A 14,816-nucleotide genomic window follows, 5' to 3' on the forward strand; every position below is an offset into this window, starting at 1 on the left:
TTTTGTCCTCGAATATTCAGGGATGACGGGTTAACTGACTGGCGACAGGTTCAACCAGCGGCGCGACGGGCAATGGCGTCACAGCAGGCTTGTTGCGGTTGAGGTAGCCAATATTGTTGTTGCCCCACAGTGCTTCGTACGGCAGTCCGGCCAGCATCTCGACGGTTGCCCGGGCCTGAGGGGTGATATTGCCGGGCACCACATTGCCGGCTGCTCGCATTTTTTCGGTCTCTTCACGCAGCGTCTGATGCGTTGCCAGATTCAGCTTGAAGCGCAGGGAGATAAAGAAGCCGATGCACAGCATCACCAGCGTGCCGCCACACAGGATGCCGAGAATGGCGTGGCTGACCGTCGGGGATTGCACGCTGCTGCCGGCCACAAAACCGGAGAGCTGCATCAGGATGCCGACCAGCATCACCGCGCCCGCCTGGGAGGCTTTGCGGGTCAGGGTCATGATCCCGGCAAAAATCCCTTCACGGCGCTGTCCGGTGATCACCTCGTCAACGTCAGAAATGTAGGTGTAGATATTCCACGGCACATAGTTGATACCGCCGCGACCCAGTCCGGCAAGGCCCGATACCAGCAGCAGCAGCGAGAACACATCGCTCAGGCCGGTGTAATACAGCACGCCGTAAGAGAGGGTGCTCAGACCGAACAGCACCACCACGATGCGGTAAGAAGGCGCAGGCCCGAAGCGGATGCACAGCGGGATCATGCCCATCACGGCGATAAACTGCATGATTGCCATGGTGCCCATCAGATTAGAGGCCAGGCTGGCGCTTTGCATCAGCACGAACACCACGTAATAGGTGAACACCGCATTGAACACGTCCTGGGCGATATAGCCGCCAAGATACATGCCGAGATGCTGGCGGAAGATGCGCACGCGCAGCGTGGACGTCAGCTCAATCTTCAGTCGGGAAAGGCTTTGCCCGAGCGTCAGTTTCTGCTGCTCGGCTTCCAGTGCGGCAGCGGATTTTTTCTCGGCCGGCCGTTCCCAGGTGTTAAACCACACCAGCGTCAGCACGATGGCGCAAATCACCGAGAACACCAGGCTGGAATAGAAGAAGGAGATCACATTATCTTTGCCGAAGTAGCTGAGCAGCACGCCCGGCAGGAAAGCCGCCAGAATGGCCGAAAGCTGCGCCAGCGCGATGCGTGCGCCAGAGAACTTGGTTTTCTCTTTGAAATCATCGGTCATTTCCGGCACCAGCGTTTCGTATGGCACCAGAATTGAGGTGTAGACCACTTCGAACACCAGATAGGTCAGCAGGTAATAGACGTAAGTCATATCGCCGACCCACATCAGGCTGTAAGTGAAGACCAGCGGGATACCGGTCAGAATGAAGAATTTGCGGCGACCAAAGCGCTTGCCCAGCCAGGTCGAACCGAAGTGGTCGGTCAGATAGCCCATCAGCGGGCTGACCACGGCGTCCAGCACACGGGCCATGGCAAAGATGGACGTGGCTTCAATCGGGCTGAGCCCGCAGAAGGTGGTGTAAAAATAGAGAAGCCACGCAGAGGTTAGCGCCATGGTGCCAGCGCCGAGAAAATCACCTGATCCGTAGGCTAAATAAGTTAGCGTTCCTGGTTTACGTATCATCATAGTGCCCATCCTGGTTAGACAACTGTCAGACCCGGCCTTATGTCGGGGATGAGCTAAGTTAGAACCAGCACGAACAGAAAACCTTTGCGATTTTGCCAGGTTTAGGGGGTGGGTGACATTAAAAAGAAGAAACCGGACACCGATCTCACCAATTTAATAAAATGCCGTTTCATTTTTATTGAAGTGCCGTCTTGATTGCCGATTTTAGTACGGTTTTTCTTCTTTGCGCTTCTTTACCTGTCACATCCGCAGACAGACTTTTTTATCCACTATGGTTAAGCCTTGTTTATGCTGATTTTTCCTCTCCCTTTCCTAATTTGATAAGGATTAACCTGTGTCGAACATCCTTCGTGGCCTGGTCATTGCCAGCCTGATAACCGGTTTCTCTGCCTCGGCGGCGGAGACCACGCCGACCTACGGGCCGGAACTGCAAGGTTTTGATTTCCCTTACCCTATTCAGAAATTCGATTTTACCTCGCAGGGCCAGCCGCTCAGCATGGGTTATATCGATGTGCAGCCGAAAGGCCAGGCCAACGGCCGCACGGCGGTGCTGATGCACGGCAAAAACTTTTGTGGCGTGACCTGGCAGGACTCGATCGATGCGTTGAGCCACGCCGGTTACCGGGTGATCGCCGCGGATCAGATCGGTTTTTGTACCTCCAGCAAACCGGCTCATTACCAGTACAGCTTCCAGCAACTGGCGTTGAATACGCATAACCTGCTGAACAAGCTGCATATCGACAAGGTCACGCTGGTGGGCCATTCAACCGGCGGCATGCTGGCAACGCGCTTTGCGCTGATGTATCCGCAGGAAGTACAGAAGCTGGTGCTGGTGAATCCGATTGGTCTGGAAGACTGGAAAGCGAAGGGCGTGCCGTGGCGCAGCGTCGATGACTGGTATCAGCGCGAGCTGAAAACCTCGGCGGCCAGCATCAAAAAGTATGAGCTGAACACCTATTATGTTGGTCGCTGGAAGCCAGAATATGACCGTTGGGTCACCATGCTGGCCGGATTGAATAACGGACCGGGCCACCAGATTGTCGCCTGGAATTCGGCGCTGCTGTACGACATGATTTTCACTCAGCCGGTGTACTACGAGTTTAAGGATCTGAACATGCCGACCACGCTGATGATTGGCACCTCAGACACCACGGCGATCGGCAGCGATATTGCTCCGCCGGAGGTGAAGGCAAAAATCGGCCATTACAACCAGCTGGGCAAACAGGTTGCCGCGTTAATTCCGCATTCCACGCTGATTGAATTCCCCGGAATGGGGCACGCGCCGCAGATGGAAGAGCCGGCGAAGTTTAATCAGGCGCTGATTAAAAATCTGGATCAACCTTAACGGCACTGAGAGGTGCAGGCCTGCAGGCAGGACTGCATCTTGGCACCACAGCCACTGTCATTGTTGCGCTGACACTGGCTGTTTTGCACATAGCAATTTTGCTGGCACAGGCTGACATCACACTTTGCCGCCACCGGCGTGGCGATAATATCCTGCTTTGGCGGCACCAACGGCAGTTGAGACATTTGCGAACAGGCGGTACCTGAGAACGCCAGCGCCAGCAGGGCCAGAATGCCAGTCATCTTCATCGTTATTTCCCCAGAAAAAAGCATGCAAAAGCGATACTGACAGCATAGATAGCCTGGTCAAAAACGCGAAGATTACCGGGCTGATATGCGACGAAGGCCGGATGAAACCGTTGCCGGTAACCCTTCTGCCATCCTGGCGCTGTACTATGATTATCGGCAAGGTGCTTTGTCGGCGTCGAGCAAAGCACGATTTCGATCAAATTTGCGGGGATAACATGTCAGACGAGCAGGATTGCATTACAACGCTGGCCGCGCTTGAGCAGCTGTATGGCGAGGTTGCAGCGCCGTCGTTGATGAAAGTAACCGACCATATTCACCCGGCCTACCGCCCGTTTATTGACTCTTCTCCCTTTGTGGCACTGGCGACATCAGGCCCGTCAGGTCTGGACGTTTCGCCCAGAGGCGACCCGGCCGGATTCCTGCATATCGAAAATGAGAAAACCCTGCTGCTGCCGGATCGGCGAGGCAATAACCGCATCGACAGTTTGAAAAATATCGTCAGCGATCCCCGTGTGGCGCTGCTGTTTTTGATCCCGGGTATTGGTGAAACGCTGCGGGTAAATGGCGTTGCTGAGATCAGCATCAATCCCGAGCTGCTGGAACGCTTTGCGGTCGAGGGAAACAGGCCGAGATCGGTGTTACGTATTACGGTAAATAGCGTGTTCTTCCAATGTAGCCGGGCGATAATCCGCGCCCGACTGTGGGATCCCGCCACCCAGCTTGAACGCGCTCAGCTGCCCAGCACCGGCAGCATCCTGAAAGCCCTTTCCCAGTCAGCTATCGACGGCGAGGCTTACGATCGGGCTTTGCCGGGGCGGATTAAGGACACGCTTTACTGAGTGGCTTATCAGCGTGGCTTGCGTGCTCACAGATTACAGCCTCATTCCGGCCCCAACGCCCGCAAGATCCTACCGGCCTGATCCGCCGTTAGCGGGTAATCAAAGAAGCGCTGATAGAAATCCTGGGTGGTTTTCACCATATCGAGATCCGGGAATAACGCCGGATGCAGCAGTTTTGCTGCCCACTGGATTTGCAGCGCGGCTTCGGTACCGTAGCGGTCCCAGGGGAAAACCCCGGCCGGGTTTTGCCACACCTGATGGTTTTTCACCGCCTTCAGGCTGTTGAATAACGTCGCGTAATCGGAGTCAGCAATAGAACCTGCACCGGCACCAATAATGATGATATCCGGCTGCCAGAACAGCACGTTCTCCGGCGAGGTTTCCTTCATATTGCCGCTCACTTCCGCCGCCGCATTGCGCCCGCCGGCCAGTTTGATCCAGGTATCAATCAGCGTATGGCTACCATCCACTTTTAACGGATGCAGCGACTCAATATGCAGCACGCGCGGGCGCTGGTCGGCCGGCAGCGCCGCCGTTTTGGCCTGAATCGCGGCAATATGCTGGTCCAGGTAGGCGTTGTACGCCTGCGCCCGCTGACGCGCTTTATCCGTCCCGACCACCTCAGCCGTGGTCAGCAGGGAGCGCTTCATGGACGGGAAGTCGTCAAAACCCATCACCAGCGTTGGCAGGCCAGCCTGACGATAGGCGGCGGCATCGCCATCTTCCGCCGCGACAAACACGGCATCCACTTTTCGCGTCAGCAGCGCTTCGCTCTCAAAACTGCGGCCATGCACCGACAGCGCCTGATTTAACGACGGCTGGATTTTAAACATCCACGGCCGGTCTTTGGCGTGATTTACCGTCGCCACGATCCGATCGCCCGCACCCAGCGTCATCAGCAGCGAATGGTGCGCATACCAGCCATCGGCAATGCGCGTTGCCTGAACGGCAACGGTGACGCGATTCCCCGCGTCATCGGTTACCGTGCGGGCGAATAGCGACTGGCTAAAAGTGGTCAGGCTCAGTGCCGCCAGCAGCGGCAGCAGGATCGGGCGCATGTTCATCAGGACCTCATCAGAAATTAAGCTGCATGGAAAGCTGCACCATTCGCGGTTCGCCAATCTGGGCGCTGGCATAACCGGCACCGCTGTAGCCGTTCAGGCCGCCGGGCACGATGTTGGTCCAGTAGGGGTTTACCACTGCCATTGTTTTAATTTGCCTTACGATGCTGAGCGGCTCGGGCGGCCACCTGTGCGGGGATGCTGTAAAAAGAGCGCAGAGGTTAGCATATCGCTATATCAATTAGTATATAGCGACTCACCATAACCCCAGGCTATACCCTGCCGATAAACAAGCATTATCCCGGCTGTCATAACAGTGAAATAGTCTTCTCAGGCAAACCCTGCAACCTGATAAGAGAAAACCCTGATGCTGATCCCTCAACCCTATTTGTTATTCCTTGGCGACGTTACCGATCCGCTGGCGGCGAAAACGGCACGCGGCATCCACGTCTGGCGTCCTGAGCAGTGCGTTGGGCAGATCCGTCTGCCGGGCTGCACCGTCTCTCTGGGCCTCGACGATCTGACTATTGAAGCCGCCGTCGCGGCCGGGGCGAAAACGCTGGTGCTCGGTACCGCCAATGCCGGTGGCTATCTGCCGGAACACTGGATGGACACCGTGCGTGGCGCGATCAATGCCGGACTGAACGTGGCCAGCGGCCTGCATTATCGCCTGGTGGATAACGAAGAGCTGGTGGCGCTGGCGAAAGCGCAGGGCGTTGCGCTGTTCGACATCCGCCATATGCGGCCAAAACTGGACGTGGGCAGCGGTAAGAAACGCAGCGGCAAACGCGTGCTGACGGTCGGCACCGACTGCTCGGTCGGCAAAATGTACACCTCGCTGGCGCTGGAATCCGCCATGCGTGAGATTGGCCTGAAGGCTGATTTCCGCGCGACCGGGCAGACCGGCATTCTGGTGGCGGGCGAGGGGATCGCCATCGATGCGGTGATTGCGGACTTTATCGCTGGCGCGGCAGAAGCGCTGTCTCCGGCCAACGAGGCCGATCACTGGGATATCGTGGAAGGCCAGGGTTCACTGTTCCATCCCTCTTATGCCGGCGTCAGCATGGGCCTGATCCATGGCGCGCAGCCGCACTGGCTGGTGATGTGCCACGAGATGCACCGTCCGCATATGCGTCACCTGCCGCATCAGCCGATGGTCAGCCTGGCAGACTGCGTGGAAGCCAACGTGCGTGCCGCCCATGTCACCAGCGACAGCGTTCAGCTGGCCGGTTTCGCCATCAATACCTCTAACTACAGCGAGCAGGAAGCCCGTGATTACTGCCAGCAAATCAGTGCGGAATTTGGCGTGCCGGCCACCGATCCGGTGCGTTTTGGCATCGCGGAGATTGCTGCGCTGCTGAAAGAGCGGGGCTGATTATGCGCCGGATGCAGGTTGAAGTTGTCGAGCTGCCGTTGGCGCGTCCGTTCGCCATCGCGCGCGGTACCCGCACGGCGGTGACGGTGGTGCGGGTCACGCTGGAAGAACAGGGCTTTATCGGGCGTGGCGAATGCACGCCCACCGCCCATTACCACGAAAGTGCCGAAAGCGTTACCGCGCAGCTGGCGGCGGTGCAGGAAGAGGTGGAAAACGGTCTGACGTTAAGCGAGCTGCAAAACCGTCTGCTGCCGGGATCGGCCCGCAACGCGCTGGACTGCGCGCTATGGCGGCTGGATGCGGCGCTCAACCGACAAACGCTGTGGCAGCGTCTGAATGCGCGGCCACCTGCCAGCGTGATCACCGCCGAAACGCTGAGCCTCGACAGCGTGGAGATGATGGCGGCCGCGGCGGCGGATGCCGTTTCGCGCGGGGCGATCCTGCTGAAAATCAAACTCAACCGCGACCTGATTCTGGAAAAAGTGGCGGCGATACGCGCCGCCGCGCCGGACGCCACGCTGATTATTGATGCCAACGAAGCCTGGAGCGGGCTGGATCTCAGCAGCCTGTTCTCGGCGCTGACCCACTACAACATCGCGATGATCGAACAGCCGTTGCCTGCGGGTAACGACGCCGATCTGCAACGCTTCGATCACCCGATCCCGGTCTGTGCGGATGAAAGCTGCCATCACGTCGGCGACATCGCCGGGCTGCGCAACCGCTACGAGATGATCAACATCAAGCTCGATAAATGTGGCGGCCTGACCGAAGCGCTGGCGATGGTGGACGCCGCGCGGATCCACAAATTACGGCTGATGGTGGGCTGCATGCTCGGCTCCTCACTGGCGATGGAAGCCGCGCTGCCGGTGGCCGTCTCGGCGGAACATGTTGATCTCGACGGGCCGATCTGGCTCGCGGCGGACAGCGCCCCTTATCTTTCCTACAACCAGGGTCGTATCTGGCTTTAATCCAGCGACCACCGGAGTCACGATGACGGAACGTATTCACTCAGAACCCACCGCCACCGGATCCGGCAATGCCTCGCCTGTACTGCAGGTTGAGGATTTGAGCGTCAGCTTTAGCGGACGCTCCGGGAAAAACCTTGCGCTGAAAGGCGTCTCCTTCACCATCAATAAAGGCGAAATTGTTGCCGTGGTTGGCGAAAGTGGCTCGGGTAAATCGGTCACCTCGCTGGCGGTAATGGGCCTGCTGGCATCGTCTGCCACCATTGAGCGCGGTGCGATCCACTTCAGCCCGCGCAGCGGCGTGAAGCACCCGTTGCTGACCATGAGCACCGAGGAGCGGCGCAAGCTGCGCGGTCGCGACATGGCAATGATTTTTCAGGAGCCGATGACCTCGCTAAACCCGGTCCTGCGGGTTGGCGATCAGCTGACGGAAGCCCTGCGCGATCACCAACTGTGCGACAGCAAAACTGCCAACGCCAAGGCCCGCGAGCTGCTGCGCAAAGTGCGTATTGCGGATATCGATCGGGTGATGAAAAGCCATCCGCATTCCCTGTCCGGCGGCATGCGCCAGCGGGTGATGATTGCCCAGGCGCTGGCCTGCGATCCGCAGCTGCTGATCGCCGATGAACCGACCACCGCGCTGGACGTCACCGTTCAGGCCCGCATCCTGCAAATCCTCCGCGACCTGCAACAGCAAAGCGATATGGCGGTGCTGTTTATCACCCACGATATGGGCGTGGTGGCGGAAATTGCCGATCGGGTTGTGGTGATGTATCGCGGCGAAGTGGTGGAACAGGGCCGCGTGGAGCAGATTTTTGCCGCACCCGAACACCCTTATACCAAGGCGTTGCTGGCCGCCGTTCCGCGTCTTGGCGATATGAAAGCCAGCCGCTGGCCACAACGTTTTCCGCTGCTGGGTGAAGAGCAGGATGAGGAGGCCGGCGTGCAGATCACCGCGCGTTATGAGCAGAAACCGCTGCTGGATGTGCGGGGGCTGAAGGTGTATTACCCCATCCGCAGCGGGATGTTTTCCGCGCTAACCCATCGCGTCCACGCCGTTGAGCAGATCGATTTTTGCGTCTGGCCCGGGGAAACGCTGGCGATTGTCGGCGAAAGCGGCTGCGGCAAATCCACCACCGGACGCGCGCTGCTGCGGCTGGTTTCCAGCGAGTCGGAGAGCATTCACTTTCGCGGCGAAGAGATCAGCATGCTGAAAGAGCCGGCGTTTCATGCGCTGCGTCGGGAAATTCAGATGGTGTTCCAGGATCCCTATGCCTCATTAAATCCGCGCCTGACGGTGGGCTTCACCATTGCCGAACCGCTGCTGCTGCATGGGCTGGTGAAATCCCTGGAAGAGGCGACGCCGCAGGTCCAGTCATTACTGAAAAGCGTCGGATTATTGCCGGAGCATGCCCGCCGCTATCCGCATGAGTTTTCCGGTGGCCAGCGTCAGCGTATCGCCATCGCCCGCGCCATGGCGCTGCAGCCGCAGGTGATTATCGCGGATGAAGCGGTGTCGGCGCTGGATGTTTCCATCCAGGCGCAGGTGGTTAACCTGATGATGGACCTGCAAAAAGAGACCGGCGTGGCGTGGATCTTTATTTCGCACGATATGGCCGTCGTCGAGCGTATCGCCAACCGCGTAGCGGTGATGTACCTCGGCCAGATTGTGGAAATCGGCCCGCGCCATGCGGTATTCAGCAATCCTCAGCATCCTTATACCCGTCGTCTGTTGGCCTCCGTTCCGGTGGCCGATCCTGCCCGCCGTACCGTGCGTGAACTGGACGACGGCGAAATCCCCTCGCCGCTGCGTAAAGCCGGGGAAGAAGTGGCAAAACTTCGTTACCGCCAGGTGGACCTGCATCACTGGGTTGCCGAAGGGGACATGCACCGTTAGCGCTTATTTCATTTACCATTCTGGAGAGACACCATGAAGCCGTTTTTACGTCGTTCTGCCGTCGCCCTTGGGCTGTCACTGTGTCTGGCGGGCATCGCCCAGGCGCAGGACCTGCGGATTTCCGCCTATGTCGATATCACCGGTCTTGATCCGCACGATACCTCCGACAACGCCAGCTATTCGGTGCAGGCGGGGATCTTTGAACGCCTGTTCCAGTTCGACAGCAAAATGAAGCTGGTTCCGTGGCTGGCGACCGATTACACCAGCAACGCGGACGCCACCGAATTCACGCTCAATCTGCGTAAAGACGTCATCTTCCAGGACGGCACGCCGTTTGATGCCGCGGCGGTAAAAGCCAACCTCGACAGGCTGGCCGACCAGACCAAAGGTCTGAAGCGTAACAGCCTGTATAAGATGATTAAAACCGTCACCGTCGTTTCGCCAACCCAGGTCAAAATCGATCTGAACCAGTCGTTTGGTGCCTTTATCAACACCCTCGCACACCCGTCGGCGGTGATGTGGAGCCCGACCGTGCTGAAGCAGTACCCGGACGAAGCGCAGCTGCGCCTGCATCCAACCGGCACCGGCCCGTTCAAATTTGTCAGCTGGCAGCCGGGAAAAGAGGTCAAGCTGAGCAAGTTTGACGGTTACTGGCAGAAAGGCTGGCCGAAGGTCGATAACGTTTACATCACGCCAAGCCCGGAAGACTCCACCCGCGTAGCGGCGCTGAAGTCCGGCCAGGTGGATGCGATCTATCCACTGCCTTCCGACCTGATCAACACCGTGCAGAGCGACAGCAAGCTGGCGGTTCAGCGCGATGAAAGTATCTACCTCTACTACATGGCGATGAACACCCAGCATAAATCGCTGGCCGATGTGCGCGTGCGTCAGGCCATCAACTACGCCATCAACCGCGATATCTGGCTGAAAGTGGCCTATGCGGGCATGGGCAAACCGGCCACCTCGGCGATCCCGCCGGCGGTGCAGTTCTACGCCAAACAGAGCGATCCGGATTACCGCTACAACCCGGAAAAAGCCAAAGCCTTGCTGAAAGAGGCCGGCTTCGCCAACGGTCTGGACCTCAAGCTGTGGGTGACCAACGCCACCGCCAGCGTGCGTGCTGCGCAGTTCCTTAAGCAGCAGCTGGGCGCGGTCGGCATTCGCGTCTCGGTGACGCCAATGGATTCCGGCGCGCGTAACGCGAAACTGTGGGGCGTGAAGGATCCGAAACAGGCCGAATTCGACCTCTATTACGGCGGCTGGTCGACCTCCACCGGTGATGCGGACTGGGCCTTACGTCCGCTGTTCGCCACCGAATCCTGGGTGCCGGTGTCGTATAACGTCTCTTACTACAGCAACCCGGAAGCGGACAAAGCCATTGCGGCAGCGCTGCAAACGGCCGATCCGGCGAAGCGTGCGGCGGCTTATGCCCAGGCACAGACCATCATCTGGAAAGATGCGCCCATCGCCTTCCTCGGCTCGCCAGATAACCTGGTTGGCAAGAAAAAGAACCTGACCGGCGTGTCGATGCTGGCCGACGGCTCATTCCTGTTCGATCAGGCGGAGTTCCATTAATCCTGAGTCTGTGGCGGGAGCGATCCCGCCTTTGCTGCTGGTACACCCGAATTAACCAGGAAATCGCCTATGTTTGCCTATCTTGTCCGACGTTTACTGGAAATGATCCCGGTGTTGCTGGTGGTCTCCCTGTTGGTATTTGCTTTTATTAAACTGCTGCCGGGCGATCCGGCACGAATTTATGCCGGTCCCGATGCGCCAATTGAGGCGGTCGAGGCGGCACGACAGCATTTAGGCCTCAACGATCCGCTGCCACAGCAGTATCTGCACTGGCTGGGCGGGCTGGTGAAAGGTGACCTTGGCGTCACCTACCGCACGCAACAGCCGGTCACCGAGGTGATTGCCCAGGGCTTTATGCCGACGATGTGGCTGGCGCTGGCCGGATTTGCCTGGTCGGTATTGTTGGGGCTGATTATCGGCGTGATCTCGGCGCTGAAACGCGGGAAATGGCAGGACTGGACGCTGATGAGTCTGGCGGTGGGCGGCATATCGATGCCGCCGTTCTGGCTGGGGCTGCTGCTGATCCAGTTTGTGGCGATGCCGTTTGGCCTGTTTTCCGTCAGCGGCTTCAACCAACCCTGCGACATTATCCTGCCGGCCATTACGCTGGGATCCTCGGTGGCGGCGGTGATGGCGCGCTTCACCCGTTCGGCCTTTCTGGAAGTGGCGCAGGAAGATTACGTCCGCACCGCCAGGGCGAAAGGGCTGCGTAACCGGCTGGTGACCTGGAAACATATCATGCGCAATGCGCTGATCCCGGTGATCACCATGCTCGGCTTACAGTTTGGTTTTCTGCTCGGCGGATCGATCGTGGTGGAAAGCGTCTTCAGCTGGCCGGGTCTGGGCTGGCTGCTGATCGAGTCGATCAAAACCCAGGATCAGCCGGTGATTCAGGCGCTGGTGATGCTGTTTGTCTTTGAATTTATTGTCATCAACCTGCTGGTGGACCTGCTTTACGCAGTGGTGAATCCGGCCATCCGTCTGCGTCAGGAGCCTGCATGAAGCCAACAACCGAAGCGGCCATCGCGCAAACCGTGCTCGAGAACAGTACGCTGCGCTCGCCGTGGCACGATTTTATTCAGAACCTGATACGCAACCCGCTGGCGCTGGTGTCCGGTGGCTTTATCCTGCTGCTGGTGATTGTGGCGGTGTTTGCGCCGTGGATAGCGCCCTGGGATCCAATGGCTCCCGACTGGATGGCGCTGTCGGCACCACCTTCTGCCGCGCACTGGATGGGCACCGACGATCTGGGTCGCGATGTGCTCAGCCGCATTATCTACGGCGCGCGCATCTCGCTGTATGTCGGCGTGCTGTCGGTCACCCTTGGGATGATGGTCGGCATCGTGCTGGGACTGCTGGCGGGCTATTACGGCCGCTGGGTGGATATGCTGATTATGCGCGGCTCTGACGTGCTGTTTGCCTTCCCAGGCATGCTGCTGGCGATTGCGGTGGTGGCGATTTTAGGTCCAGGCTTAAATAACGTCATTATCGCCGTCGCGGTGTTCAGCGTGCCGGTATTCGCCCGCATCGTGCGTGCCTCGACGCTGTCGTTAAAGCAGGCGGCCTACGTTGAAGCGGTGCGCTGTGCCGGTGCGCCGGATCGGGTGATTTTGATCCGCCATATTCTGCCGGGCACGCTGTCGAACGTGATTGTCTATTTCACCATGCGTATCGGCACCAGTATTCTGACCGCAGCCGGCCTGAGCTTTATCGGTCTTGGCCCGGAGCCGGATGTGCCGGAGTGGGGCAATATTCTGGCGATGAGCCGCAATATGATGATGGCCGGAGAGTGGCACGTCAGCGTGTTCCCCGGGCTGGCGATTTTTATTACCGTGCTGGCGTTTAACCTGTTGGGTGATGCGCTGCGCGACACCTTAGATCCGAAATTGAAAGGGTAAGCAGATGGACTATCGTCAGGCCGCGCTCGACCTGTTATTGCAGCGCTGGCGAGAGACGCGCCGGTTAGGCAATCCTCGCGGCATTTGTGGTGCCACCAACAGCCTGAGCGATGTGCCGGGCGTTCGGGTCGGGCACGCCACGCTGGACGAGGGCGAACGCCAGACCGGAGTGACGGCGATTGTGCCGCCGGGCGACAACCTGTTTACCCAGCCGTTACCCTGCGGTGCGGCGGTGTTAAACGGCTTCGCCAAGCCGGTCGGGCTGGTGCAGATTGAAGAGTTGGGCGTGCTGCAAACGCCGATCCTGCTGAGCAACACGCTGGCGGTCGGCACGCTGTTTACCACCCTGGTGCGCGAGGCGGTTAGCCATAATCCGGAGCTGGGCCGCTCGCTGCCGACGGTGAATCCGCTGGCGCTGGAGTGCAACGATGGCTGGCTGAATGACATTCAGGCGCTGGCGGTGACCGAGCAGATGGCGCAGCAGGCGCTGCAGTCTGCCTCCGCTGCGTTTTCCCGAGGCAGCGTCGGAGCCGGGCGCGGCATGAGCTGCTTTAGCATGAAGGGGGGAATTGGCACCGCCTCACGCAACCTCCCGACACTGAATGCCACGCTGGGTGTGCTGGTGCTGGCCAACTTTGGCGCCTTAACCGCGCTGACGCTGGACGGGGTCAGAGTGGGTGAGGCGATAGAACCGCTGCTGCCCGAGCTGACGCCGCAGCGCGATGCGGGTTCGATTATCATCATTATGGCCACCGATGCGCCGCTGGATGCCCGGCAGTTAAAGCGGATTGCGAAGCGCGCCGGTGCCGGTCTGGGCAGGCTTGGCAGCTACTGGGGCCACGGCTCCGGCGATATCGCGGTGGCCTTCTCCACCCACCCGGTGCCGCAGCCGCCGGAGGAGTCGGCGCTGGAACCGCTGTTATCTGCCGCGGCCGATGCCACGGAGCATGCGGTGCTGGATGCGCTGCTGAGCGCCGAAGCGGTCACCGGATTCCGTGGGCATCATCGCCCGGCATTAAGCGAACTATTAGATCGACTGGCTGCAGGCCCTGACGCCTGACGTATCCCTGGCGCGGCGCAAGCTGGCCGCGCTGCAACTCGCTGGTTTCTGCTGAAGGTCTTCCCCGATGAAAATTTTTATCTCCGCCGATATTGAAGGCATCGCAGGCGTGATGCGCCCGGAACAGTGCAGTCCGGGTCACGCCGAGTATCAGCTGGCACGTGGTCTAATGGAGCAGGAAGTGAATGCTGCCATCGACGGCGCCTTTGCCGGTGGCGCGACGGAAGTGGTGGTCGCCGACAGTCATGCGCAGATGACCAATCTGCGGGCGGAAAATATCGACCCGCGCGCGCGTCTGGTGCAGGGCAAACCGCGCGGATTATCGATGGTGGAAGGGCTGGAGCATCAGCCTTACGACGGCATGATGTTCGTCGGTTTTCACAGCGCCGCAGGCGAGTTTGGCGTGCTGGCGCATACCATCAACGGTCGGGCGTTTTACCGGGTCAAAATCAACGGCGAAGTGATGGGCGAAAGCGATATCTATGCCGCCGCCGGCGCGGAGCAGAATGCGCCATTGTGGCTGGTGACCGGAGACGACAGGCTGCAACAGTGGATGGCGGATTACTATCCGTCGGCCGATTACGTCTGCGTAAAACGGGCGATTTCACACACCTGCGCCGAATCACTCAGCCCGGACGCCGCCCGCACCGCCATTCGTCAGGCCGCTGAAAAAGCCGTCAGGCGCGGCAGAAAAGTCAGCACCACCCGCGTTAACGCGCCTTACCAGCTGGAACTGATGGTCACTAAACCGGTGCTCGGCGATCTGTTCTGCCTGGTCCCCGGCGTCACGCGGCTGGATGCGGTCACCGTCGGATACAGCGCCCAAAATATGGCGACCCTCGTCAGCCTGCTGAGCGCGTTCTCCTATCTGGCCTCGACGCAGAACTGAACCTGACCTGTGCAAACGTGTTTCCAGCAGCGCATTGTCGTTGCGGTTAATTATTGAC

General features: G+C 59.2%; 14 protein-coding genes. 10 read left to right on the forward strand and 4 right to left on the reverse strand.

The window, feature by feature from the left end:
• Nucleotides 1–16 precede the first annotated feature (16 nt).
• A complete protein-coding gene (locus ACXKZG_RS00955; protein WP_488875574.1) occupies nt 17–1,606 on the reverse strand; it encodes an MFS transporter in 1,590 nt (529 codons plus the stop codon).
• Nucleotides 1,607–1,940: 334 nt separating this feature from the next.
• Between ACXKZG_RS00955 and ACXKZG_RS00960 the strand changes: the two genes are divergently transcribed.
• Complete coding sequence (locus tag ACXKZG_RS00960) at nt 1,941–2,951, forward strand: alpha/beta fold hydrolase (protein WP_488875575.1); 1,011 nt, start codon at nt 1,941–1,943, stop codon at nt 2,949–2,951.
• Here the strand turns inward: ACXKZG_RS00960 and ACXKZG_RS00965 are convergent.
• A complete protein-coding gene (locus ACXKZG_RS00965; protein WP_041692455.1) occupies nt 2,948–3,199 on the reverse strand; it encodes a hypothetical protein in 252 nt (83 codons plus the stop codon). The two genes, ACXKZG_RS00960 and ACXKZG_RS00965, sit on opposite strands and share 4 nt — an antisense overlap.
• A gap of 215 nt (nt 3,200–3,414) precedes the next feature.
• Here ACXKZG_RS00965 and ACXKZG_RS00970 point away from each other — a divergent pair, with 215 nt between their 5' ends.
• The gene (locus ACXKZG_RS00970) at nt 3,415–4,038 is read left to right on the forward strand and encodes a pyridoxamine 5'-phosphate oxidase family protein (RefSeq protein WP_338572769.1); all 624 of its coding nucleotides are present in this window, start codon (nt 3,415–3,417) and stop codon (nt 4,036–4,038) included.
• A 41-nt stretch (nt 4,039–4,079) separates the two neighbouring features.
• On the opposite strand, the gene ACXKZG_RS00975 is transcribed toward ACXKZG_RS00970, so the two are convergent.
• Nucleotides 4,080–5,096, reverse strand: coding sequence for an ABC transporter substrate-binding protein (locus ACXKZG_RS00975; protein ID WP_488876301.1), 1,017 nt, complete (start codon nt 5,094–5,096; stop codon nt 4,080–4,082).
• A gap of 16 nt (nt 5,097–5,112) precedes the next feature.
• Entirely contained in the window at nt 5,113–5,244 is a 132-nt protein-coding gene (locus ACXKZG_RS00980; RefSeq protein WP_488876306.1) for a hypothetical protein, read from the reverse strand.
• Nucleotides 5,245–5,466: 222 nt separating this feature from the next.
• On the opposite strand from ACXKZG_RS00980, the gene dgcN reads away from it, so the two are divergent.
• The 8 genes from dgcN to ACXKZG_RS01020 all read left to right on the forward strand — a co-directional run bounded on the left by dgcN (nt 5,467) and on the right by ACXKZG_RS01020 (nt 14,758).
• Complete coding sequence (gene dgcN / locus ACXKZG_RS00985; protein ID WP_488875576.1) at nt 5,467–6,474, forward strand: N-acetyltransferase DgcN; 1,008 nt, start codon at nt 5,467–5,469, stop codon at nt 6,472–6,474.
• Between the two features lie 2 nt (nt 6,475–6,476).
• Nucleotides 6,477–7,442 carry an N-acetyl-D-Glu racemase DgcA gene (gene dgcA, locus ACXKZG_RS00990; RefSeq protein ID WP_134822990.1) on the forward strand — a complete coding sequence of 322 codons (966 nt, stop codon included), beginning with the start codon at nt 6,477–6,479 and terminating at the stop codon, nt 7,440–7,442.
• A gap of 22 nt (nt 7,443–7,464) precedes the next feature.
• Nucleotides 7,465–9,336 (forward strand): ABC transporter ATP-binding protein, encoded by a 1,872-nt coding sequence (locus ACXKZG_RS00995; protein ID WP_151036317.1) that lies wholly within the window; start codon nt 7,465–7,467, stop codon nt 9,334–9,336.
• Between the two features lie 33 nt (nt 9,337–9,369).
• Nucleotides 9,370–10,911, forward strand: a complete 1,542-nt coding sequence (locus ACXKZG_RS01000; RefSeq protein WP_134822988.1) for a glutathione ABC transporter substrate-binding protein — start codon at nt 9,370–9,372, stop codon at nt 10,909–10,911.
• Nucleotides 10,912–10,980: 69 nt separating this feature from the next.
• Nucleotides 10,981–11,913, forward strand: coding sequence for an ABC transporter permease (locus tag ACXKZG_RS01005; protein WP_488875577.1), 933 nt, complete (start codon nt 10,981–10,983; stop codon nt 11,911–11,913).
• Nucleotides 11,910–12,809 carry an ABC transporter permease subunit gene (locus tag ACXKZG_RS01010; RefSeq protein ID WP_013204358.1) on the forward strand — a complete coding sequence of 300 codons (900 nt, stop codon included), beginning with the start codon at nt 11,910–11,912 and terminating at the stop codon, nt 12,807–12,809. Before ACXKZG_RS01005 ends, ACXKZG_RS01010 begins: the two co-directional genes overlap by 4 nt.
• Nucleotides 12,810–12,813: 4 nt before the next feature.
• Nucleotides 12,814–13,869, forward strand: coding sequence for a DmpA family aminopeptidase (locus ACXKZG_RS01015; protein ID WP_488875578.1), 1,056 nt, complete (start codon nt 12,814–12,816; stop codon nt 13,867–13,869).
• Between the two features lie 67 nt (nt 13,870–13,936).
• The gene (locus ACXKZG_RS01020) at nt 13,937–14,758 is read left to right on the forward strand and encodes a M55 family metallopeptidase (protein WP_488875579.1); all 822 of its coding nucleotides are present in this window, start codon (nt 13,937–13,939) and stop codon (nt 14,756–14,758) included.
• The last annotated feature ends 58 nt before the right edge of the window (nt 14,759–14,816 follow it).

It is taken from the genome of Erwinia sp. 2186 (genome assembly GCF_057812255.1).

Excerpts from the sequence above, each read along its gene's own strand:
- ACXKZG_RS00955 (WP_488875574.1), bottom strand. The coding sequence starts at position 1,606 with ATGATGATACGTAAACCAGGAACGCTAACTTATTTAGCCTACGGATCA.
- ACXKZG_RS00965 (WP_041692455.1), bottom strand. The coding sequence starts at position 3,199 with ATGAAGATGACTGGCATTCTGGCCCTGCTGGCGCTGGCGTTCTCAGGT.
- ACXKZG_RS00970 (WP_338572769.1), top strand. The coding sequence starts at position 3,415 with ATGTCAGACGAGCAGGATTGCATTACAACGCTGGCCGCGCTTGAGCAG.
- ACXKZG_RS00975 (WP_488876301.1), bottom strand. The coding sequence starts at position 5,096 with ATGCGCCCGATCCTGCTGCCGCTGCTGGCGGCACTGAGCCTGACCACT.
- ACXKZG_RS00980 (WP_488876306.1), bottom strand. The coding sequence starts at position 5,244 with ATGGCAGTGGTAAACCCCTACTGGACCAACATCGTGCCCGGCGGCCTG.
- dgcN (WP_488875576.1), top strand. The coding sequence starts at position 5,467 with ATGCTGATCCCTCAACCCTATTTGTTATTCCTTGGCGACGTTACCGAT.
- dgcA (WP_134822990.1), top strand. The coding sequence starts at position 6,477 with ATGCGCCGGATGCAGGTTGAAGTTGTCGAGCTGCCGTTGGCGCGTCCG.
- ACXKZG_RS00995 (WP_151036317.1), top strand. The coding sequence starts at position 7,465 with ATGACGGAACGTATTCACTCAGAACCCACCGCCACCGGATCCGGCAAT.
- ACXKZG_RS01000 (WP_134822988.1), top strand. The coding sequence starts at position 9,370 with ATGAAGCCGTTTTTACGTCGTTCTGCCGTCGCCCTTGGGCTGTCACTG.
- ACXKZG_RS01005 (WP_488875577.1), top strand. The coding sequence starts at position 10,981 with ATGTTTGCCTATCTTGTCCGACGTTTACTGGAAATGATCCCGGTGTTG.
- ACXKZG_RS01010 (WP_013204358.1), top strand. The coding sequence starts at position 11,910 with ATGAAGCCAACAACCGAAGCGGCCATCGCGCAAACCGTGCTCGAGAAC.
- ACXKZG_RS01015 (WP_488875578.1), top strand. The coding sequence starts at position 12,814 with ATGGACTATCGTCAGGCCGCGCTCGACCTGTTATTGCAGCGCTGGCGA.
- ACXKZG_RS01020 (WP_488875579.1), top strand. The coding sequence starts at position 13,937 with ATGAAAATTTTTATCTCCGCCGATATTGAAGGCATCGCAGGCGTGATG.